This window comes from Futiania mangrovi, assembly GCF_024158125.1.
In the GTDB taxonomy this organism is placed as follows: domain Bacteria; phylum Pseudomonadota; class Alphaproteobacteria; order Futianiales; family Futianiaceae; genus Futiania; species Futiania mangrovi.
Map to the genome: position 1 here is coordinate 206,741 of NZ_JAMZFT010000003.1, position 19,575 is coordinate 226,315.

The following is a 19,575-nucleotide window of genomic DNA, read 5'->3' on the forward strand; positions in this document are numbered from 1 at the left end:
CAAGAGGACAAGAACACGCTTTCAGGGAGGGATGCCCATGCTCGGGCTGATGCAGGACTGGCCGCTTCTGTGCACGAAGATCCTCGACCACGCCGCCACCTACCACGGCGGTCGTCCGGTCGTGACCCGTACGGTCGAGGGGCCGATCCACCGCACCACCTATGCCGACATCCATCTGCGCGCGCGCAAGGTCGCCCAGGCGCTCGTCCGCGACGGCATCGGCTTCGGCGACCGGGTGGCGACCATGGCGACCAACACCTACCGCCATCTCGAGGCGTGGTACGGCATCCTCGGCATCGGCGCGGTCTACCACACCGTCAACCCGCGTCTCTTCCACGACCAGATCGTCTACATCATGAACCATGCGGAGGACCGCATCCTTCTCGTCGACGCGCCCTTCGTGCCGATCATCGAGGCGAACAGGGACCAGCTTCCCAAACTCGAGAAGGTCGTCGTGCTGTGCGGGCCGGAGGACCTGCCGGCCTCCGGCCTCGACCTCGTCTCCTTCGAGGACTGGATCGCGCCCGGCGACGGCGATTTCGCCTGGGCGGCCTTCGACGAGAACACGGCCGCCGGCATGTGCTACACCTCCGGCACGACGGGCAATCCGAAGGGCGTGGTCTACTCCCATCGCTCCAACGTGCTGCACGCGCTGGCGGTCAGCGTGCCGGACATGCTGAACCTCTCGATGAACGACGTCGTGATGCCCGTGGTGCCGCTGTTCCACGCGAACGGCTGGTCGCTCGCCTTCTCCGCGCCGCTTAACGGCTCCGCCCTCGTCATGCCCGGCGCGCGCATGGACGGCGAGGCGATCTACGAGCTTCTGGAGACCGAGAAGGTTAGCTTCACCGCCGCCGTCCCGACCGTGTGGCTGATGCTGCTGCAGCACATGGAGAAGCACGATCTGCGCCTCACGCATCTGAAGCGGGTCGCGATCGGCGGTTCTGCAGTGCCGCGCGCCATGATCGAGAAGTTCCAGGACAATTACGGGGTCGAGGTCATCCACGCCTGGGGCATGACGGAGATGAGCCCCATCGGTTCCGGCGGCACCATCAAGCCGGAGTACCGGCACCTCACCGGCGCGGCGAAGGTCGACCTGCAACTGAAGCAGGGCCACCCGCCCTTCACGGTCGAGATGAAGATCACCGACGACGCGGGCAAGCCGCTGCCATGGGACGGCAAGACCTTCGGCCGGCTCAAGGTTCGGGGCCCGTGCGTCGCGCGCTCCTATTTCCGCGGCGAGGGGGGCGAGATCCTCGACGAGCAGGGTTTCTTCGACACCGGCGACGTTTCCACCATGGACCCGCACGGCTACATGCACATCACCGACCGGGCCAAGGACGTGATCAAGTCGGGCGGCGAGTGGATTTCCTCCATCGACCTTGAGAACGAGGCCGTGGGCTGCCCCGGCGTCGCCGAAGCCGCGGTGATCGGCGTCGCGCATCCGAAGTGGGACGAGCGGCCGCTCCTCGTCATCGTGCGCAAGGAGGGGGCCGACGTGACCAAGGAGCAGGTGCTGGATCACCTCGCAAGCCGCGTGGCGAAGCTCTGGATGCCGGACGACGTCGTATTCGTGGACGAGATCCCGCACACCGCCACCGGCAAGATCCAGAAGATGACGCTCAGGGAGCAGTTCTCGGACTACAAGCTGCCGACCGTCGACGCCGCCGAATGACGGCGCGCCGGGGGTGGGTGCCCCAAGGCCGTTAATGCGTTCTTCGTGCCGATGGCCTATAGACGGGGCCATCCCCCGTACGGTTCACCTGTAGACGGCCATGACCGACACCCCTCCGCCCGCTCCCCCGGCGCCCGATCCTTTCAAGGGAAAGTCCACGCGCCATCACATGGTGGTGGGCACGGCATGGATGACCGCGCTGCGCTGGGGCATCCGGGGCATCGGCCTCATCTCCACGATCATCCTCGCGCGGCTTCTGGCGCCGGAGGATTTCGGCCTCGTCGCCATCGCCATGCTGTCGGTCGCCTTCCTGGAGGTGATGACCGACACCGGCCTGCGCTCGGCGCTGATCCGGCACGAGGCGCCGGAGCGTGCGCACTACGATACGGCCTTCACGCTCAATTTCCTCGTCGCGCTCGTGCTCTTCACCGCACAGGTCTCGCTCGCGGCCCCGCTCGCCCGTTTCTTCGACGCGCCCGCGGCGGAGCTTCTGATCAAGCTGCTTGCCTTCCGCACGCTGCTGCTGGGCCTGGAGAACATCGCGACCGTGAACTTCATGCGCGATCTCGCCTACGCGCGCGATTTCCGCTTCAACGTGGCGACCAAGCTGATCTCGGCGGTCCTGACGGTCACGGTGGCCGTGATCCTGAGGAACTACTGGGCGCTGGTCATCGGCCTGATCGGCGCCTCGGCGATCCGCACGGTCCTGTCCTACTGGCTGGTGCCCTACCTGCCGCGGCCGAACCTCTCGAAGACGCGGGAGCTTCTGGGCTTCTCCACCCTGATGATCCTCCAGAACTATGCGCTCTGGTTCAACGCGAAGGTCGACCAGATCGTTGTGGGCCGGATGTTCTCGACCGAAGCCATGGGCATCTACGCGGTCGGCAGCGACGTAGGCCAGTTCGCCACGGCCGAGCTTGTGGCCCCCTTGCGCCGCGCGCTCTTCCCGATCTTCGCCAAGCTGTCCGTCACCCCGCGCGAGCTTGTCGTCCACTACCGGCAGAGCTTCGCGGTAATCGCGCTGATCTGCACCTCCGTCGGCACCGGCATCGCGCTGGTGTCGCGCGACCTCGTCCTCGTCGCCTTCGGGGAGAAATGGATCGAACTCGCGACCGTCATCCCCTGGATTGCCCTCGCCGGCGGCCTGCAGGTCCTGGGCAACATGACGGCGACCCTGATGCAGGCAGTGGGCCGGCCCGCCTACACGACGATCCTGCAATACGTCACGCTCGCCATGATGGCGGTTGCCCTGCCGCTCGGCGGCATGATGGGCGGGATCGAGGGGGTGGCGCTCGGCCGCATGGCGGTCATGGTGCTGTTCGTACCGATGAGCTTCCTCGCGATCACGCGCGCCCTGCCGCTCACCTGGGGCCACATGGTCATGGAGCTGTGGCGCCCCGTCGTCGCCTCGGCGGTGATGGCGGGCGTGCTCGTCTTCCTCGTGCCGCCGGACTGGTCGGCCTCGCCGCTCGTGCGGCTGATAGGCGACTCCCTGCTCGGCGCTGTGGTCTTCGCCGTCGTGCTGCTGGGCTTGTGGACCGCCGCCGGCCGCCCGCCGGGGGTCGAGGCTTTCACCCTGCGCGCGCTCCGCACCCGCAGCTTCACAGCGACCGGCCCGGGCGCAAGCGGCCCGGCCAGCTAGCCGATCGACCCGCCCGGCGGGGCATAGCGCGCGCGCAAGGTCGCGGGCCCGTCGGCGCTGGCGCGGCCTTCGTCCACCATCTCCGCGAGATGCGCGAGGACGGAGCGCGCGGCCGCCGCGTGAAGCCGCGGGTCGAGGCCGACATAGATCCGCCGCACCATCTCCGGGATCGTCTCCACGCCGTCCGCCAGCACCTTTGCAATGGCCTGCTCACGCGCCTCCCTGTGGTCGAGGAAGGCCTGCACGAAGCCGTGCGGGTCCGTGACGGGCGCGCCGTGCGCGGGGTAGTAGACGCGGTCCTCGCGCTCCAGCAGCAGCCGCAGCGAGCGCTTGTAGGCCGCCATGTCCCCGTCCGGCGGCGAGATCACACTGGTCGACCACGCCATGACGTGATCGCCGGACAGCAGCGCGCCCTCCCGGTCCAGCGCGAAGCAGATGTGGTTCGAGGTGTGTCCCGGCGTGTGCACCGCGCTCACCCGCACGCCGCCCACGTCGACCGTGTCGCCGTGCCGGACCTCGACGTCGGGGCGGAAGTCCATGTCGCCGCCCTCCTCGACCGGCGTGTCCGGCCCCGCGCCCGACCCGTGCGGCCCGAAGCCATAGGTCGCAACCCCCGTCGCCTCCTTCAGCAGGGCGGCCGCCGGCGAATGGTCGAGGTGCGTGTGCGTCACCAGGATATGCGTGATCCGTTCGCCCTTCAGCGCCTTCAGGATCGCGGCCACGTGCGCCTCGTCGCGCGGGCCGGGATCGACGACCGCGACTTCCCCCTCGCCGATCACATAGGTGCCGGTCCCGGTGAAGGTGAACGGGCCCGGATTGTGCGCCTGGATGCGGCGCAGCTTCGGCCCCACGGGTTTCAGCACCTCATAGTCGCGGTCTGCCGTCTGGTCGAAGGGAATGCCGCTCAAGATCGTTCTCCCGCACCCTGCCCGCATTGTCCGCCGCGACTTCCGGCGCCGCCGGGCATGGCGCGCCGCGCGCGGATCGCGTATTCAAGGCTAGAGACGGGCGCGCGGCCCCGCAAGGCCGTGCGCACGCAACCGTCCGATGCTGTCGGGGGAGAGGCCCGCCATGTGGCGCTGGATACGGGTTCGGTTCAAGCGGCTGCTGCCGCGGGGTCTCTTCGCCCGCTCCATCCTGATCATCGTCACGCCCATCGTCCTCTTGCAGGCGGTCGTCACCTGGGTCTTCTTCGAGCGCCAGTTCGAGGAGATGACCCGCCGTCTTTCGCTCTCGGTCGCGGGCGAGATCTCCATGCTGGTCGAGGCCTACCGGGAGTTTCCCGATGCAGAGCAGGACCTGGCCGAGATCGCGCGCGAGACCATGTCGATCGAGGTGGCGTTCCTGCCGGGCGAGACGCTGCCGCCGCCCACCCAGCGGCCCTTCTACGACATCGTCGGCCAGACGCTCGCGCGCGAGGTGGCGCGCGCCGTCGGACGTCCGATCCGGCTCGACACGGCGCGGTTCGAGGACGTGGTCGACATCCGCATCCAGGTCGACGACGGCGTGCTGCGCGTGCTCGCCCCGCGCAAGCGCTTCATCAGTTCCAAATGGCACTTCCTGCTGGTCTGGATGGTCATTGCCTCCATCGTGCTGACGACCGTCTCGGTGCTGTTCCTGCGCGGCCAGGTACGGCCGATCCGCCAGCTTGCCCAGGCGGCCGAGGATTTCGGCAAGGGCCGCCAGGTCGACGACTTTCGCCCCTCCGGCGCGACCGAGGTGCGCCGCGCCGCCATCGCCTTCATGGACATGCGCGACCGCATCCGCCGCCAGATCGACCAGCGCACGACCATGCTCGCGGGCGTCAGCCACGACCTGCGCACGCCGCTCACCCGCATGAAGCTCGGCCTCGCCCTTCTGCCGCGGTCGGAGGAGGTGGAGGAGCTGGAGCGCGATGTCTCCGAGATGCAGCAGATGCTCGACGCCTATCTCGCCTTCGCGCGCGGCGAGCGTGCCGAGGAGCCGGAGGATACCGATCTGGAACGGCTCGCCTCCGACATCTGCCAGAACGCACGGCGCAAGGGTGCCGACGTCAGCCTCGCGACTGAGATCATGCGGCCTTCGACCGCGCGCGCCCATGTCCGGCCCGGTGCGATCACGCGGCTCCTGACCAATCTCGTGGACAATGCGGCCCGGCACGGCGACCGGGTGCGGGTGACGCTGCGCGCGGGCGGACCCGCGGCGGGCGCGGTGGAGATCGTGGTGGAGGACGACGGCCCCGGCATCCCGGCGGAGGTGCGCGAGGACGCCTTCAAGCCCTTCAACCGCCTCGACCCGGCCCGCACGCCGGAACGCGGCGGCGTCGGCCTCGGCCTCACCATCGCCCGCGACATCGCGCGCGCCCACGGCGGCGACGTGACCTTGGGCGAGAGCGCCATGGGCGGCCTCAAGGCAACCGTCCGCCTCCCCGCCTGAGAGGGGTCAATAGAGCCTTCCGCCGTCCGGAACCCCTTGCTGCGGCTGGATCAGCACCACCTCGCCATCAGCGTCGGGCACGCCGAGCGTCAGCACCTCCGACATGAACTTGCCGATCTGGCGCGGCGGGAAATTGACGACCGCCAGCACCTGCCGCCCCGGCAACTCGTCCAGCGCGTAGTGCTTCGTGATCTGCGCGCTCGACTTGCGCACGCCGATCTCCGGCCCGAAATCGATCTTCAGCTTGAAGGCGGGCTTGCGCGCCTCCGGAAAGGCCTCGGCCTCCAGGATCGTTCCGACACGCACGTCAACCTTCAGGAAATCCCCGAACCCGATCTGCGGCGCGGGACCGCCCTCGCCGTCGGCGCTCACGCACCGGCCTCCTGCATCTCCGGCGCGGCGTCCTCGCGTCCCCGCCTCGCTCCGCCGCAGCACGCCCGCTCCAGCCCGCGCATGATGCGGTCCGCGCGCGCAAGCTCCGCATCGAGCGCGGAGAGCGTGCGCGGCATCCCCTCCTCCGTTTCCGAGAGCCAGACCGGCAGGACGCGCGCCTGGATCAGCAGCAGCCCGCGGGCAAGTGCCGCCCCCTTCAGGCCGCCCGCCTCGATCCCCGCCGCCGCCAGCATCCAGCGCATGGAGGTGACCGCACCGCGCGCCGCGCACAGGGCCGCCAGCGGATCGCGCCCCCACTCCTCGCGCAGCCGGGCGATGGCGGGGCGATAGGGCTCCAGCGCCTCGAACCGGCTCATCGTCACGTCGAACAGGCGGTTGCGCGCGGTTTCGCCCGCGAGGTCGGCATCCTCCGCCGCCTCCAGCACCTGCGCATCGATCCGCGCGCGGAAATGATCGAGGATCGCGTCCTTGCCCGCGACCGCACGGCGCATGTCGGCGAGCGTGACGCCCGCCTCCTCCGCGATCTCGGGCAGCGTGAGGGCACGCCAGCCACGTTCGGGGATCAGGCGCATCGCCGCGTCCACCACCCGGTCCGCGACGCGCGGCGCGGCCTTCGCACGCGCGCCCGATTTCGCCCGCGTGCCCGTCCCCGCCGCCTTCGTTCCGCTGTCCTTGCTGGCCATGGCCGGTCTCCCGTTCCGTATCTGCCGTTCTTGAGGAGATAGGCGCGCGGCAGGCCCCTGTCGACCTATCCCGCCAGCTCGCGGGAGCGGCGCGTCGCCGCGGCGATCGCCTCGCTCAGCAGCTTCGCCATCGGCCCGGCGTCCGGATCGCCCTGGTGGTCGCCCATCAGCACGTCGAGCGCTGCGGCCGTCGTGCCATTGGGGCTCGTCACGTTGCGGCGCAGCTCTCCCGCGTCTTCGCCCGACCGGCGCATCAGCTCGCCCGCGCCCGCGACGGTCGCGCGCGCCAGCTTCACCGCAAGCTCCTCCGGCAGCCCGGCGTCGATCCCGCCGCGGGTCATCGCCTCGACCAGGTGGAAGACATAGGCCGGGCCGGAGCCGGAGACCGCGGTGACCGCATCCATCAGCCCCTCGTCCTCGACCCACGCGACCTCGCCCACCGCGCGAAGCAGCATCGTGGCGAGCGCGCGGTCGTCGCCGCTCACAGCCGCGTTGGGATAGCAGACGGTCATGCCGCGCCCGATGGCGGCGGGCGTGTTCGGCATCGCCCGGATGATCGGCTGGGACGCCCCGAACGCCGCCTCGAAGCCCGCGACCGTCTTGCCCGCCGCGACCGAGAGGATCAGCGTGCCCGGCCCCGCCATCCGCACGGCGTCCGCCAGCACCTTGTCCATCATCTGCGGCTTGACGGCGAGCACGATCACCCGCGGCGCGGGCACCTTGCCCACCTCCGGGTTGAGCAGCAGCCCGGCCTCGCGCACCAGCCCCGCCATGCGGTCGCCCACCCCGGGGTCGATCACCACGCCCGCGGGGCCTGCCACGCCGTTCTGGATCCAGCCTTCGAGCATCGCGCCGCCCATGCGGCCCGCGCCGACGAGCACGAGGGGGGCGTCCGGACCGACGCCGCCCTGCCTGTCTGAGCCCTGTTCCTGCAAGTCTTCCTTACGCCTCCCCGACGGTCTCCACCATGGCGGCGTCCAGCGCGTTCTTCGCGCTCTTCCCGCCCCACAGCACGAACTGAAACGCCGGATAGTACCGCTCGCACGTCTCGACCGCGATGTGCAACAGGCACTCCCACTGTTCCGGCCCCGTCGCGCCCCCGTGCACCAGCACGCCCTGCCGGTAGACGATGGAGCTTTCCTCCTGCCACATGTCGAAGTGGCCGAGCAGCAGTTGCTCGTTGATCTTGCCCGCAAGCACGTAAAGCTCCGCCGTCCGCTCCGGCCCCAGCCCGTTCTTCGGCAGGCCTGCGTCGAACGCGCAGGCGAGGTGCAGCGTGCCCATGTCGTCGCGCCAGGTGATCGCGATCTGATAGTCGCACCAGTTCCCCTTGACCGTCACGAGCAGTTCGTCGTCGGCGGTGCGTTCGCACGGCCAATCCTCCCCGAACACCGTCTCCTCGATCATGTCGAGCGGATTGGTGCGCTCAGGCGTACTGTCGAACGTGACGACCGTCATGGACCTGCCCTCCGGAAAGAAAAAAGCCCGGTGTCGGCCAAAGAGGCCGCCCGGACACCAGATCTTGCGTGCCATGGCACATGTTGGGGAAACCCCTTTAGAGGCACACGAGCCCTAGCAGGGTGACGCAAGAATCGGGGCGCTGCAAGCGGGGCTCCGGACGCACGCTTCAGGCATCTGTGGAGGAATTGGCGAAAGCCAATGTGCGCGCGGGCTTACGGCCCGCCGGGGTCGCCGTCGGTGCCGCTCTGCGCGGGATGGCGCAGGTGATGGGGCAGTTTTGCGAAGGCGTCCTCGAGCCGGGCGAGCCGTGCCTCGAGCTCCGCGTTGCGCTCCGCCGTCTTGCGGGCCAGTTCGGCCATGGCGTCGAAATCCTCGCGGTTCACCACGTCCATCTCGCCCATCAGGCTCTCCAGTTGCGCCTTGATGGCGGTTTCCGCCTCGTCGCGTACGCCCTGCGCCAGGCCCGCCGCATTGGTGGCGAGTTTCGCCAGATCGTCGAGCAGGCGGTTTCTCGTTTGCATGGGCGACGCCTCCGCGACAGGGGAACAAGGGCCAGGTGACAGGACATGACACCCCTTCGCCCGCCTTTCAAGTGTCCGTGCCCGTCGCGCCCGCCTCCCTTCCGTCCGCTTGACGCCGCCGCGCGCCCCGCCCACTCTCCGGCCCGGACATTCTCCTCGAAGCAGGCAGGGCCGCCCATGTACGCCGCCGCGATCCCCTTCCCCGCGATCGATCCTGTGCTGATCGAGATCGGGCCGCTCGCGATTCGCTGGTACGCGCTCGCCTATATCGCCGGGCTGGTGCTCGGGTGGCGGTATGTCGTGCGGCTGATGCGGCGCGAGGATCTGTGGGGCCGCCGGGGCGCGCCCGCGACCGCCGACGACATCGACGACCTGCTCACCTGGGTAGCGCTGGGTGTGATCCTCGGCGGGCGGCTCGGCTATGTGCTCTTCTACAACCCCGGCTACTATCTCGCGAACCCGTTGCAGATCCCCGTGTTGTGGGAGGGGGGCATGTCCTTCCACGGCGGGTTCCTGGGCGTGATCCTCGCCATTTTCGGCTTTGCAAGAAAACGCGGCATCCCGCTGTTTCCGCTGGGCGATTCCATCGCCGCCGCCGCCCCCATCGGCCTCTTCTTCGGGCGCATCGCGAACTTCATCAATGCCGAGCTTTACGGCCGCGCGACCGACGTGCCGTGGGCGGTGCTGTTTCCGGTTGCGCCCGACGGGCGTCTGGAGGCGCGCCATCCGAGCCAGCTTTACGAGGCGGCACTCGAAGGTCTCCTGCTCTTCCTCGTCCTGCGCTTTCTCACCCACCGGCGCGAGGCGCTGGAGCGGCCGGGCCTCGTCACCGGCGTCTTTCTCATCGGCTACGGGCTCTCCCGGATCGTCGTCGAGACGGTGCGGGAGCCGGATGCCCACATCGGCTATCTGGTACCGCTCGGCTGGACCGGCGTGACCATGGGCATGGTGTTGTCGCTGCCGATGGTGCTGATCGGCCTGTGGTTCGCGCTGCGGGCGCCGCGGCAGGCATGACGCGGGCGGCGACCGCGGTGCCCGCCCTGCACGACCGTATCGCGGCGGAGATCGCGGCCGACGGGCCGATGCCGCTCGCCCGCTACATGGCGCGCGCGCTGCTCGACCCGCGTGGCGGCTATTACACGACGGCCGAACCCTTCGGCGCGCGCGGCGACTTCATCACCGCGCCGGAGATTTCCCAGGTGTTCGGGGAGGTTATGGCCCTCTGGCTCGCGCAATGCTGGCTCGACCAGGGCGCGCCTGCCGCGCCTTTGCTGGTGGAGCCCGGCCCCGGGCGCGGCACGCTGATGGCGGATGCCTTGCGCGCTCTGAAGGCCGTGCCCCCCTTGCGCGAGGGGCTGCGCGTCCGTCTCGTCGAGGCGAGCCCGCGCCTGTGTACAGTTCAGGAGGCGACGCTCGCCCCCCTTGCCGCCGGCATCGACCTCGGCTGGGCAGAAACGCTCGACGCCGCGCTCGACGCGGGCGGCGGCCCGCTCCTCCTGCTCGCCAACGAGTTCCTGGACGCCCTGCCCATCCGCCAGTTCCGCCGCGAGGGGGACCGCTGGCACGAGGTTCTGGTGGGACTGGCCCCTAACGGCGCACTCGCGCCCGTCCTCGCCCCCGACCCTGTGCCCGAAAGCGCCGTCCGCGCGCCCGGCACCGCCCCCCTTCCCGCGGCCGGCGGCGCGGTGGTCGAGCGGTGCCCCGCGGCCGAGGCCGCCGTCGCCGCCATCGCCGCCCGCATCGCCGCAGGCGGAGGGGCCGCCCTTCTCGTCGACTATGGCTATGGGGAGAGGCCGGGCCGCGCGACGTTCCGCGCCTATCGCGGCCACGACCACGCCGACCCCTTTGCCGCGCCCGGCACGGCGGACCTTACCGCCTCGGTCGATTTCGCCGCGCTCGCGGAGACGGCCCGCGCCGCCGGGGCCGCCGCCTTCGGCCCGGTGACGCAGCGCGACCTGCTGCTGGCGTTGGGGGCGGAGGCACGCACCGCTGCGCTCTGCGCCCGCGCCACGCCCGCGCAAGCCGGGAAGCTGCGCAGCGGACTTGCCCGCCTGACCGATGCCGCGGACATGGGCGAGGCCTTCAAGGCCCTCGCCATCCTGCCGCCAGGTTCCCCCCCGCCTCCCGGTTTCGGAGACCCCGCATGACAGCCCCCGCCCCCCCGCGCCCCTCGCCCCGCACCGCCAGCGCGCTGTCGGGCCTTGCCGGCATCCGCCACGGCTTCTTCACCCGCGCAGGCGGCGTGTCGCAGGGCCTCTACGCGGGCCTCAACTGCGGCTTCGGCTCGAACGACGACAAGATCCACGTGGCGGAGAATCGTGCCCGCGTCGCCGCCGCGATGGGTGTTGCGCCCGCCAACCTGCTGACCGTCTACCAGGTGCACGGCGCCGACGTCGCGACCGTCACCGCCCCCTGGGCGCGCGAGGACGCACCCCGCGCCGACGCCGCCGTCACCGCGACGCCCGGGATCGCGCTCGGCATCCTCACCGCCGACTGCGTGCCCGTGCTGTTCGCCGACGCGGAGGCCCGCGTGATCGGCGCGGCGCACGCGGGCTGGCGCGGCGCGAAGGCCGGCGTGCTCAAGGCGACGGTGGAGGCCATGTCCGCGCTCGGCGCCGACCCTGCCCGCATCCACGCCGCGGTCGGCCCCGCGATCTCCGGCCCGGCCTACGAGGTGGGCGCAGAGGTGCGCGACGCCTTCACCGGCGACGCGGCGGGCGCGGCCCGCTTCTTCCGCCCGTCCGCGCGCGAGGGACATTTCCTCTTCGACCTGCCGGAGCTTGTCCTCTGGCAGCTCGAGGCGCTGGGCCTTCCCCGCGTCGACCGCCTGACCGATTGCACCTATGGCGAGGACGCGCTCTTCTACAGCTACCGCCGCGCGACGCACCGGGGAGAGCCCGATTACGGCCGCCAGGTTTCCGCCATCGCGCTCGCCTGAGCGGCCATCAACGGGCCCCCGCCAAGGGTGCCAACAGGGAGAGAGACGCGCCATGGCACTGCACTTCAGCCGGGAGGAGTTCGCCACCCGCCTCGACCGCACGCTCGCGGTCATGGAGGACAAGGGTCTCGACGCCCTGCTCGCCTTCGCGCCGGAGACGCATTATTGGCTCACCGGCTTCGACACCTTCGGCTATTGCTTTTTCCAGTGCCTCGTGGTGCGCGCGGACGGGCAGATGACGCTGCTGACCCGCTCAGCCGATTTGCGGCAGGCGCAGCAGACCTCGCTCATCTCCGACATCCGGATCTGGGAGGACCGCGACGGCGCCAACCCGGCGGAGGATCTGGCCGACCTTCTGGTCTCCCTCGGCCTTCTCGGCAAGCGCGTGGGCGTGGAGATCGACACCCACGGCCTCACCCACCGCAACGGCAAGCGGCTGGAGGCCGCCCTCGAGGGCCGCTTCGACATGCTCGACGCCTCGCTCCTCGTCCCGCCCCTGCGCCTCGTCAAGAGCGCGGCGGAGATCGCCTGCGTGACCCGCGCCGCAGAACTCGCCGACGACGCCTTCGACGCCGCGCTCGACGTGATCGCTCCCGGCGCGGACGAGGGCCATGTGCTCGCCGCCATGCAGGGCGCGGTGTTCGCGGGCGGCGGCGACTATCCCGGCAACCCGTTCATCATCGGCTCGGGCCGCGACGCGCTCCTGTGCCGCTACAAGTCCGGCCGGCGCGTGCTGGCGCCGCAAGACCAGATCACGCTCGAATGGGCGGGCGTGCATCGCCAGTATCACGCCGCCATGATGTGGACTGTGCCCGTGGGCCAGGCGAGCGACCGCCACAAGCGCCTGTTCGAGGTCTCGCGCGACGCGCTCATGGCGTGCGAGAGCGCGCTCGCGCCCGGCAACACCATGGGCGACGTGTTCGCAGCGCACGCGGAAACCTTCGACCGCGCCGGCCTGTCGCAGCACCGGCTCAACGCCTGCGGCTATGCGATGGGCGCGCGCTATGCGCCCTCGTGGATGGATTATCCCATGTTCTACAGGGACAACCCGGTGATCCTCGCGCCCGACATGACCTTCTTCCTGCACATGATCTGCATGGACAGCGAGACAGGCACCGCCATGACGCTCGGCCGCTCCTACCGGGTGACGCAAGCGGGCAACACCTGCCTCAGCCGGCGTCCGCTGGACCTGGTGGTGCGGTGAGAAAACGCTTTCCCGACAGGACGATGCAAGGCAGACTTCGCGCGGGAGACAAGCGTCCGGTTGCGGAGGGGCGACGCAATATGTGGGGGAAATGCCACCGCGCCGCGGCGCGCCTGGTGTGCGTGGCGGGATTGCTTCTCGCCGCGCCCGCGCTCCCTGCGCTTGCCCAGCAGGCGGCGGACGCACCCGTGTCCGCAGCTGAGCGGACACCGGTCGCGCCGGTACCGTTCGTCGCATCCGCCCCGCTCTCCGTCCCCCCGATTTCCGGCATGCCGGCTGAGCAGGGGGAGGCGCTGGCCGCCCGCCTGCGGGCCGAGGTTGCGCGCATCGGGCTGCGGGTGGCTGACGGTCCTCCCGCATCCGGCGCCGACGGCTTCACGCTCGAAGGCACGGCCGCCGCCGCCCGCGGGACGGAGGAGGCGACGGTCCTCGTGCTCTGGGGGCTCTTCCGCAACGACGGCGCGCCGGTCGACAGCTTCACGACCGAGCTTTCCCTGCCCGACGCGCACGGCGCCGATGCCGAGGGCGGGGCCAATGTCGCGTGGGACGGCGTGACCGGCCGCGTGCTCGACGTGATCGCCCAGAACGTCGCGGAGGTGCTGGACGGCCTCGCCGTCGGTACGCGCCTTGCCGCGAACGCGCCCGTGCCCCGCCCCAATCCCGTGCGCGGCCAGGGCCCGGCTGTGGAGCTTTCCGCGCTCAAGGAACAGACGGGTCCCGCCCCCATCCTGCTCGGCCCGGTGACGGGCGCGCCGGGCGACGGCAACATCAGCCTGCGCGAGGCGATGCAGGACACGCTGAAGAAGCGCGGCATCCCCCTCGTCAGCGGCGAGGTGAAGCGCTGGTACGCCGTCTCCGCGCGCGTCGCCGCCCGCGACGCCGGCGGCGGTTCCCAGGCCATCGAGATCGTCTGGAAGGTCGAGGACCCGCTGGGGCTCGAGGTCGGCGTCGTGCGGCAGGAGAATACGCTCCCCCGCTCCTCCATCGTGCCCGCGTGGGGCGACGTGGCAGGCTTCGCGGCCGATGCCGCCGCCGACGGCATCGTCTCGCTGCTGGAGCAGGTGGGCGAGACGTACTAGCCTCGCCCGCGCCGCACGCGAGGGTGCCCCCCGGCGCTGTCGCTTTACAGTGCCGGGGCGGATTGCTAAACCGCCCCCGTCGCCGCCGGGCGGCAGGCTGCAACAGACGAAGGGTCGCGCGGATGAAGCTTCTCGCAGGGAACAGCAACCGTCCGCTGGCGGAGGCGATCGCCGCCTACCTCAACATTCCGATGACCAGGGCCATCGTCCGGCGCTTTGCCGACATGGAGGTCTTCGTCGAGATCCAGGAGAACGTGCGCGGCGAGGACGTGTTCGTCGTGCAGTCGACCTCCTACCCTGCCAACGACCATTTGATGGAGTTGCTGATCTGCATTGACGCGCTCAAGCGCGCCTCGGCCAAGCGGATCACCGCCGTCATCCCCTATTTCGGCTATGCCCGCCAGGACCGGAAGCCCGGACCGCGCACGCCGATCTCGGCCAAGCTGGTGGCCGACCTCATCACCCGGGCCGGGGCCACGCGGGTCCTGACGATGGACCTGCACGCGGGCCAGATCCAGGGCTTCTTCGACATTCCGACCGACAACCTGTTCGCCCAGCCGGTGATGGTCAACGACATCAAGGAGCGGATGTCGGGCGACGATCTCATGGTCGTCTCGCCGGACGTGGGCGGCGTGGTGCGCGCCCGCGCCATCGCAAAGCGTCTCGGCTGCCCGCTCGCCATCGTCGACAAGCGCCGCGACCGTCCGGGCGAGTCGGAGGTGATGAACATCATCGGCGAGGTGGCGGGCCGGCGCTGCATCCTCGTCGACGACATCGTCGATTCGGGCGGCACGCTCTGCAACGCGGCGCAGGCGCTGATCGACCAGGGCGCGACGGAGGTGTCGGCCTACATCACGCACGGCGTCCTCTCGGGCGGCGCGGTCGCGCGCATCACGGCGTCCGCACTGAAGGAGCTGGTGATCACCGACTCCATCCAGCCGACGGAGGCCGTGCGCGTGGCGCACAACATCCGCACCATCACCGTCGCCCCGCTGATCGGGGAGGCCGTGCGCCGCATATCCGGCGACGAGTCGGTGTCGGTCCTCTTCGACTGACCCTTCCGCCTTGGCGCGGCCTCAGCTGTAGGCCGCGTCGAAGAACTCCACTTCCAGTTCCGTCATGCGGCGGAAGGCGCGGGCGGCCGCCTCCTGTTCCTCGGGCGTTGCGGCGTCGAGCGTGCGGTCCATTTCCTCGCGCAAGCCTTCGACGAAGCTCCGGAACGCCGGGACCGCGTGCAGGTCGATCCATTCCTGCGCCCAGGCCCGGCGCGGACGCACCTCCGCCGCCTCCCGCACCCCCCAGGTCAGGTAGCACCATTCCGCGCACAGAAGACAGGCGAGCCCCTGCGCATAGGACCGTTCCGCTGCCGACAGCATCAGCCCGGCAAAGGCGCGCGTGACCTCGTGCACCGGCATGCGCGCCGCCTCCTGCGGCTCGATGCCCAGCTGGTCGAAGGTGCGCAGGAAGAAGTCGTTTTCCTCCGAGGTCAGCATGGCCGCAAAGGCTGCAAACCGGTGCTTGGCCGTCATGCCGGGCGCGCGCGCGATCAAATGACCCAGCACGCTCGCAAGATCCGTCACGAACAGGTGGTCCTGCACGGCATAGCGGCCGAACACCTCCGCGCTCAGCGTGTCGGCCCCCAGTTCCCGCGTGAAGCGGTGGCCGCAGGCGGCATCCCAGTGCGGCTGGGAGAGCCGAACCAGGATGTCCGTGGGCCGCGCGCCCGGCTCTGCGGCCCGCGCCTCAGCGTAGCTCGATGGCATACTCATCGACCGGCACCTCCTTCGTTACGATTCCGCGCGCCTTCAGGAACGCATGAAAGGCGTCGTAGCGCCCCCGGTCCAGCGCGGCGGGCCTGAGCGCGAAGCGCGGCAGCGTGTCCACCCACGCCCTCCGGTTCAGTTCGTCGTTCAGGTCCGCGCGCCAGGCCACGAAATCCGCGAACGCCGCGTCCGGGTGGTTGATCGTGTAGATCACGCCCTTCTGCACCGCGCGCAGGAAGGCCTTCAGCCGCGGATCGTCCTCGCCTCCCTTCCGGGCCAGATAGATCAGCTCGTCGTAAGGGGGAACCCCGTGCTCCTCCGGGAAGAAGGCGATCCCCTCCGCCCCCTCGATCTCAAGCTGATTCAGCTCGAAGTTCCGGTAGGCGCCGATCACCGCGTCCACCTGCCGGGCGAGCAGCGCGGGCGACAGCGAGAAATTGACGTTCACAAGCTCCACGTCGCCGAGCGTCAGCCCATGCGTCTCCAGCATCGCGCCCAGCACCGCGTCCTCGAACCCGCCGACGGAGAAGCCGACCTTCTTGCCCTTCAGATCCGCGACCGCCTGCACCGGCCCGTCCTTCAGCGCGACGAGCGAGGTCAGCGGCGTCGCCACCAGCGTGCCGATGCGCACCACCGGCAGGCCGCGGTCGGCGAAGATATGAAGCTGCGGCTGGTAGGAGACCGCGACGTCCCCCTGCCCCGCGGCCAGCAGCTTCGGCGGGTCGTTCGGGTCCGCGGGCTCGATCAGCGTCACGTCGAGGCCTTCTTCCGCGAAATAGCCGCGCTGCTCGGCCACGATCAGCGGCGCATGGTCGGGGTTCACGAACCAGTCGAGCAGCACGGTCATCGGCTCGGCGGCGCGGGCGCCCTGCGCGGCTCCCAGCGCGAGGATGGCGGCGACGGCGGCGGTCAGGACACGTCTCGGCATCGGGCGTCTCTCCTTTTCCCCCCTCGGGCGGGGCGGTTTGGCCGGGATGGGGAGAGAGGTCGGAGGCGTCCGGAAAATGCCTGTCGCGGCGGCTCCGGTGGCGTCCTGTCCCTCCCTGCGCCGGCATGATCCGGATCAGGTTCGAAGGGTCGGGGCGCCGTCGCCGCCCACTCTCAGCCCCGCGGTCGGGACTCCCCTGGGAACTCGCGTGCCCGCACACTGCGGCACCCGCGCCCGCCCCGTCAAGGCATGGGCCGCGCCGCGCAGGCTTGCGCCCGCGTGCGTCCTGGGCTAAACGCACGCACCATTGCAACAGCGCCGCACCCCTGGAGGCGGCGCCCGTACCTTATGGAGAAACGAGATGAGCAACGCACCGATCATCGTTGCGGAGCCGCGCGAACGGGTTGGCAAGGGGGCTGCCCGGGCCACGCGGCGCGAAGGCAAGGTTCCCGCGGTCATCTACGGCGACAAGAAGCCCCCCGTCGCCATCAAGGTGAACTACAACGAGCTTCTGAAGACGATCCACCGCGGCGGCTTCATGAAAACGATCTTCGAGATCGACGTGAACGGCGAGAAGACGCAGGCGATCGCCCGCGACCTTCAGCTCGACCCGGTGAAGGACCTGCCTCTCCACGTCGACTTCCTGCGCGTGGGCAAGGGCTCCAAGCTGACCGTCATGGTGCCGGTGGAATTCACCGACGAGGACGAGTGCCCCGGCCTGCGCCGCGGCGGCGCGCTCAACATCGTGCGCCACGAGGTCGAGATGGAAGTGCCGTCGAGCGCCATTCCGGAGAAGCTGACCGTCAGCCTGAAGGGCCTCGACATCGGCGACTCGCTGCACATCTCGGCCTTCACGCTGCCGAAGGACTGCACGCCCACGATCCGCGACCGCGACTTCACGGTCGCGACCATTGCGGGCGCCGGCGGGTCCGAGGCGGCCCAGGAAGAGGCCGCTGAGGCGGAAGGCGAAGAGGAGTGATCCTCCCGGCCTGCGCCTGCCGCTCCTCCGGGACCGGTGCGCGGGCCTGACGCCCCCTCTTGCGCCAGACACGGGCGGGAGACGCCATGCTGCTCCTCGTGGGCCTCGGCAATCCGGGCGCGAAATACGCGCACAACCGGCACAACATCGGGTTCATGGCGGTGGACGAGATCGTCCGCCGCCATGAATTCGGCCCGTGGCGGTCGAAGTTCGACGCCGAGATCGCGGAGGGCCGGATGGGCGGCGAGAAGGTTCTCGCCATGAAGCCGCAGACCTACATGAACGAGAGCGGGCGCGCCGTCGGCAAGGCGGTGCAGTTCTTCAAGATCCCGATCCACAAGATCGTCGTGATCCATGACGAGCTCGACCTCGCGCCGGGCAAGGTCCGCATGAAGACGGGCGGCGGGCATGCGGGCCACAACGGCCTGCGCTCCATCGACGCCCACGCCGGCAACGCCTACCGCCGCGTGCGCATGGGCATCGGCCACCCCGGCCGGAAGGAGCTTGTGACCCACTGGGTCCTCGGCGACTTCGCCAGGGCCGACGCAGATTGGCTCAACCCCCTGCTCGACGCGGTGGCCGGTGCGGCGCCCTATCTCGCACAGGGCGAGGACAGCCGCTTCCAGTCGGAGGTGGCGCGCAACGCCGCCCCGCCCCCACAGGAAAAGCCCGCTTCGGGCAAGACCGACGCGAAACCTGCCGCCTCCGCCCCAGAGGCTGCGAAAACCGACACGCCGGGCGGCCCCTTCGCCGCCCTCACCCGCCTGATCCGTCGCGAGGACTGAGAGCCCATGGGTTTCGAATGCGGCATCGTCGGCCTGCCCAACGTCGGCAAGTCGACCCTGTTCAATGCGCTGACGCGCACCGCCGCGGCGCACGCCGCCAACTACCCCTTCGCCACGATCGAGCCGAACACGGGCGAGGTCGCGGTCCCCGATCCGCGCCTCTTCACGCTGGCGAAGATCGGCGGTTCGCGCCAGGTGATCCCGACGCGGCTCAGCTTCGTCGATATCGCCGGCCTCGTGCGCGGCGCGTCGAAGGGCGAGGGCCTCGGCAACCAGTTCCTCGCCAACATCCGCGAGGTGGACGCCATCGTCCACGTCCTGCGCTGTTTCGAGGACGGCGACATCACCCATGTCGAGGGGCGTGTCGACCCGCTCGCCGACGCCGAGACGGTCGAGACCGAGCTGATGCTCGCAGACATGGACAGTCTCGAACGCCGCATTGCGCCCTTGCAGAAGAAGGCGAACTCCGGCGACAAGGAGGCGAAGGCCGAGGTTTCGCTAATGCAGGGGGCGCTCGACCTCTTGCGCGACGGCAAGCCCGCCCGTCTGCTCGAGATCACGCCCGAACAGGACAAGGCCTTCCGCGGCCTCCAGCTTCTGACCGCCAAGCCCGTGCTCTACGTCTGCAACGTGGACGAGGCGTCGGCCGCCACTGGCAATGCGCTGTCGGAGAAGGTGGCGGAGAAGGCCGCCGCCGAGGGCGCGGCCTGCGTCGTCATTTCCGCGGCCATCGAGGCGGAGATCGCCCAGCTTGCCGACGAGGAGCGCGACGAGTTCCTCGAAAGCCTCGGCCTCGCGGAGCCCGGCCTCGACCGGCTGATCCGTGCGGGTTACGAGCTTCTGGGCCTCGTCACCTATTTCACCGTCGGGCCGAAGGAGGCACGCGCCTGGACCATCACGCGCGGCACCAAGGCCCCGCAGGCCGCCGGCGTCATCCACACGGATTTCGAGCGCGGCTTCATCCGCGCCCAGACCATCGCCTATGACGACTATGTCAAATACAACGGCGAGGTCGGCGCGAAGGACGCCGGCAAGGCCCGCGACGAGGGCAAGGAATACGTCGTGCAGGACGGCGACGTCCTGCTCTTCAAGTTCAACGTCTGAGCTGC

General features: G+C 70.1%; 20 protein-coding genes and 1 riboswitch. Of the genes, 12 read left to right on the forward strand and 8 right to left on the reverse strand.

Annotated elements, in window-relative coordinates; translation table 11 throughout:
* Window positions 1-37: 37 nt before the first annotated feature.
* Together NJQ99_RS13705 and NJQ99_RS13710 are read left to right on the forward strand one after the other, a co-directional pair.
* Window positions 38-1,675, forward strand: coding sequence for a long-chain-fatty-acid--CoA ligase (locus tag NJQ99_RS13705; protein ID WP_269333434.1), 1,638 nt, complete (start codon window positions 38-40; stop codon window positions 1,673-1,675).
* A gap of 100 nt (window positions 1,676-1,775) precedes the next feature.
* Window positions 1,776-3,317: a lipopolysaccharide biosynthesis protein gene (locus NJQ99_RS13710; protein ID WP_269333435.1), complete on the forward strand. Its 1,542-nt coding sequence runs from the start codon at window positions 1,776-1,778 to the stop codon at window positions 3,315-3,317.
* On the opposite strand, the gene NJQ99_RS13715 is transcribed toward NJQ99_RS13710, so the two are convergent.
* On the reverse strand, window positions 3,314-4,225 hold the full coding sequence (locus tag NJQ99_RS13715) for an MBL fold metallo-hydrolase (protein ID WP_269333436.1): 912 nt from the start codon (window positions 4,223-4,225) through the stop codon (window positions 3,314-3,316). The genes NJQ99_RS13710 and NJQ99_RS13715 overlap by 4 nt on opposite strands.
* Before the next feature lie 163 nt (window positions 4,226-4,388).
* On the opposite strand from NJQ99_RS13715, the gene NJQ99_RS13720 reads away from it, so the two are divergent.
* The gene (locus NJQ99_RS13720; protein ID WP_269333437.1) at window positions 4,389-5,732 is read left to right on the forward strand and encodes an ATP-binding protein; all 1,344 of its coding nucleotides are present in this window, start codon (window positions 4,389-4,391) and stop codon (window positions 5,730-5,732) included.
* A gap of 6 nt (window positions 5,733-5,738) precedes the next feature.
* On the opposite strand, the gene NJQ99_RS13725 is transcribed toward NJQ99_RS13720, so the two are convergent.
* From NJQ99_RS13725 to NJQ99_RS13745, 5 genes are all read right to left on the reverse strand, one after another.
* Window positions 5,739-6,104, reverse strand: coding sequence for a tRNA-binding protein (locus tag NJQ99_RS13725; protein WP_269333438.1), 366 nt, complete (start codon window positions 6,102-6,104; stop codon window positions 5,739-5,741).
* A complete protein-coding gene (locus NJQ99_RS13730; RefSeq protein ID WP_269333439.1) occupies window positions 6,101-6,808 on the reverse strand; it encodes a TetR/AcrR family transcriptional regulator in 708 nt (235 codons plus the stop codon). Before NJQ99_RS13730 ends, NJQ99_RS13725 begins: the two co-directional genes overlap by 4 nt.
* Window positions 6,809-6,873: 65 nt before the next feature.
* Window positions 6,874-7,743 carry a pyrroline-5-carboxylate reductase gene (proC, locus tag NJQ99_RS13735; protein ID WP_269333440.1) on the reverse strand — a complete coding sequence of 290 codons (870 nt, stop codon included), beginning with the start codon at window positions 7,741-7,743 and terminating at the stop codon, window positions 6,874-6,876.
* A gap of 7 nt (window positions 7,744-7,750) precedes the next feature.
* Window positions 7,751-8,266 (reverse strand): type III secretion system chaperone family protein, encoded by a 516-nt coding sequence (locus NJQ99_RS13740; protein WP_269333441.1) that lies wholly within the window; start codon window positions 8,264-8,266, stop codon window positions 7,751-7,753.
* Between the two features lie 215 nt (window positions 8,267-8,481).
* Entirely contained in the window at window positions 8,482-8,790 is a 309-nt protein-coding gene (locus NJQ99_RS13745; RefSeq protein WP_269333442.1) for an accessory factor UbiK family protein, read from the reverse strand.
* 177 nt (window positions 8,791-8,967) lie between these two features.
* On the opposite strand from NJQ99_RS13745, the gene lgt reads away from it, so the two are divergent.
* The 6 genes from lgt (at window position 8,968) to NJQ99_RS13775 (ending at window position 15,066) form a co-directional block, all read left to right on the forward strand.
* Entirely contained in the window at window positions 8,968-9,804 is an 837-nt protein-coding gene (gene lgt, locus NJQ99_RS13750; RefSeq protein WP_269333443.1) for a prolipoprotein diacylglyceryl transferase, read from the forward strand.
* Entirely contained in the window at window positions 9,801-10,937 is a 1,137-nt protein-coding gene (locus tag NJQ99_RS13755) for a class I SAM-dependent methyltransferase (RefSeq protein WP_269333444.1), read from the forward strand. The genes lgt and NJQ99_RS13755 overlap by 4 nt, the downstream gene beginning before the upstream one ends.
* Window positions 10,934-11,728, forward strand: coding sequence for a peptidoglycan editing factor PgeF (pgeF, locus tag NJQ99_RS13760; protein ID WP_269333445.1), 795 nt, complete (start codon window positions 10,934-10,936; stop codon window positions 11,726-11,728). Before NJQ99_RS13755 ends, pgeF begins: the two co-directional genes overlap by 4 nt.
* A 52-nt stretch (window positions 11,729-11,780) precedes the next feature.
* Window positions 11,781-12,932 (forward strand): M24 family metallopeptidase, encoded by a 1,152-nt coding sequence (locus tag NJQ99_RS13765; protein WP_269333446.1) that lies wholly within the window; start codon window positions 11,781-11,783, stop codon window positions 12,930-12,932.
* A gap of 80 nt (window positions 12,933-13,012) precedes the next feature.
* Complete coding sequence (locus NJQ99_RS13770) at window positions 13,013-14,011, forward strand: hypothetical protein (protein WP_269333447.1); 999 nt, start codon at window positions 13,013-13,015, stop codon at window positions 14,009-14,011.
* 122 nt (window positions 14,012-14,133) lie between these two features.
* Complete coding sequence (locus NJQ99_RS13775; RefSeq protein ID WP_269333448.1) at window positions 14,134-15,066, forward strand: ribose-phosphate pyrophosphokinase; 933 nt, start codon at window positions 14,134-14,136, stop codon at window positions 15,064-15,066.
* A 21-nt stretch (window positions 15,067-15,087) separates the two neighbouring features.
* Here the strand turns inward: NJQ99_RS13775 and NJQ99_RS13780 are convergent, their stop codons facing one another.
* Window positions 15,088-15,780, reverse strand: a complete 693-nt coding sequence (locus NJQ99_RS13780; RefSeq protein ID WP_269333449.1) for a TenA family protein — start codon at window positions 15,778-15,780, stop codon at window positions 15,088-15,090.
* The gene (locus tag NJQ99_RS13785; RefSeq protein WP_269333450.1) at window positions 15,755-16,702 is read right to left on the reverse strand and encodes an ABC transporter substrate-binding protein; all 948 of its coding nucleotides are present in this window, start codon (window positions 16,700-16,702) and stop codon (window positions 15,755-15,757) included. The genes NJQ99_RS13780 and NJQ99_RS13785 overlap by 26 nt, the downstream gene beginning before the upstream one ends.
* Before the next feature lie 95 nt (window positions 16,703-16,797).
* Window positions 16,798-16,910: riboswitch (TPP riboswitch) on the reverse strand.
* A gap of 153 nt (window positions 16,911-17,063) precedes the next feature.
* Here NJQ99_RS13785 and NJQ99_RS13790 point away from each other — a divergent pair.
* The 3 genes from NJQ99_RS13790 to ychF all read left to right on the forward strand — a co-directional run bounded on the left by NJQ99_RS13790 (window position 17,064) and on the right by ychF (window position 19,570).
* Window positions 17,064-17,681, forward strand: coding sequence for a 50S ribosomal protein L25/general stress protein Ctc (locus NJQ99_RS13790; RefSeq protein ID WP_269333451.1), 618 nt, complete (start codon window positions 17,064-17,066; stop codon window positions 17,679-17,681).
* Between the two features lie 86 nt (window positions 17,682-17,767).
* On the forward strand, window positions 17,768-18,466 hold the full coding sequence (gene pth / locus NJQ99_RS13795; protein ID WP_269333452.1) for an aminoacyl-tRNA hydrolase: 699 nt from the start codon (window positions 17,768-17,770) through the stop codon (window positions 18,464-18,466).
* Between the two features lie 6 nt (window positions 18,467-18,472).
* Window positions 18,473-19,570 carry a redox-regulated ATPase YchF gene (ychF, locus tag NJQ99_RS13800; RefSeq protein WP_269333453.1) on the forward strand — a complete coding sequence of 366 codons (1,098 nt, stop codon included), beginning with the start codon at window positions 18,473-18,475 and terminating at the stop codon, window positions 19,568-19,570.
* Window positions 19,571-19,575 lie beyond the last annotated feature (5 nt).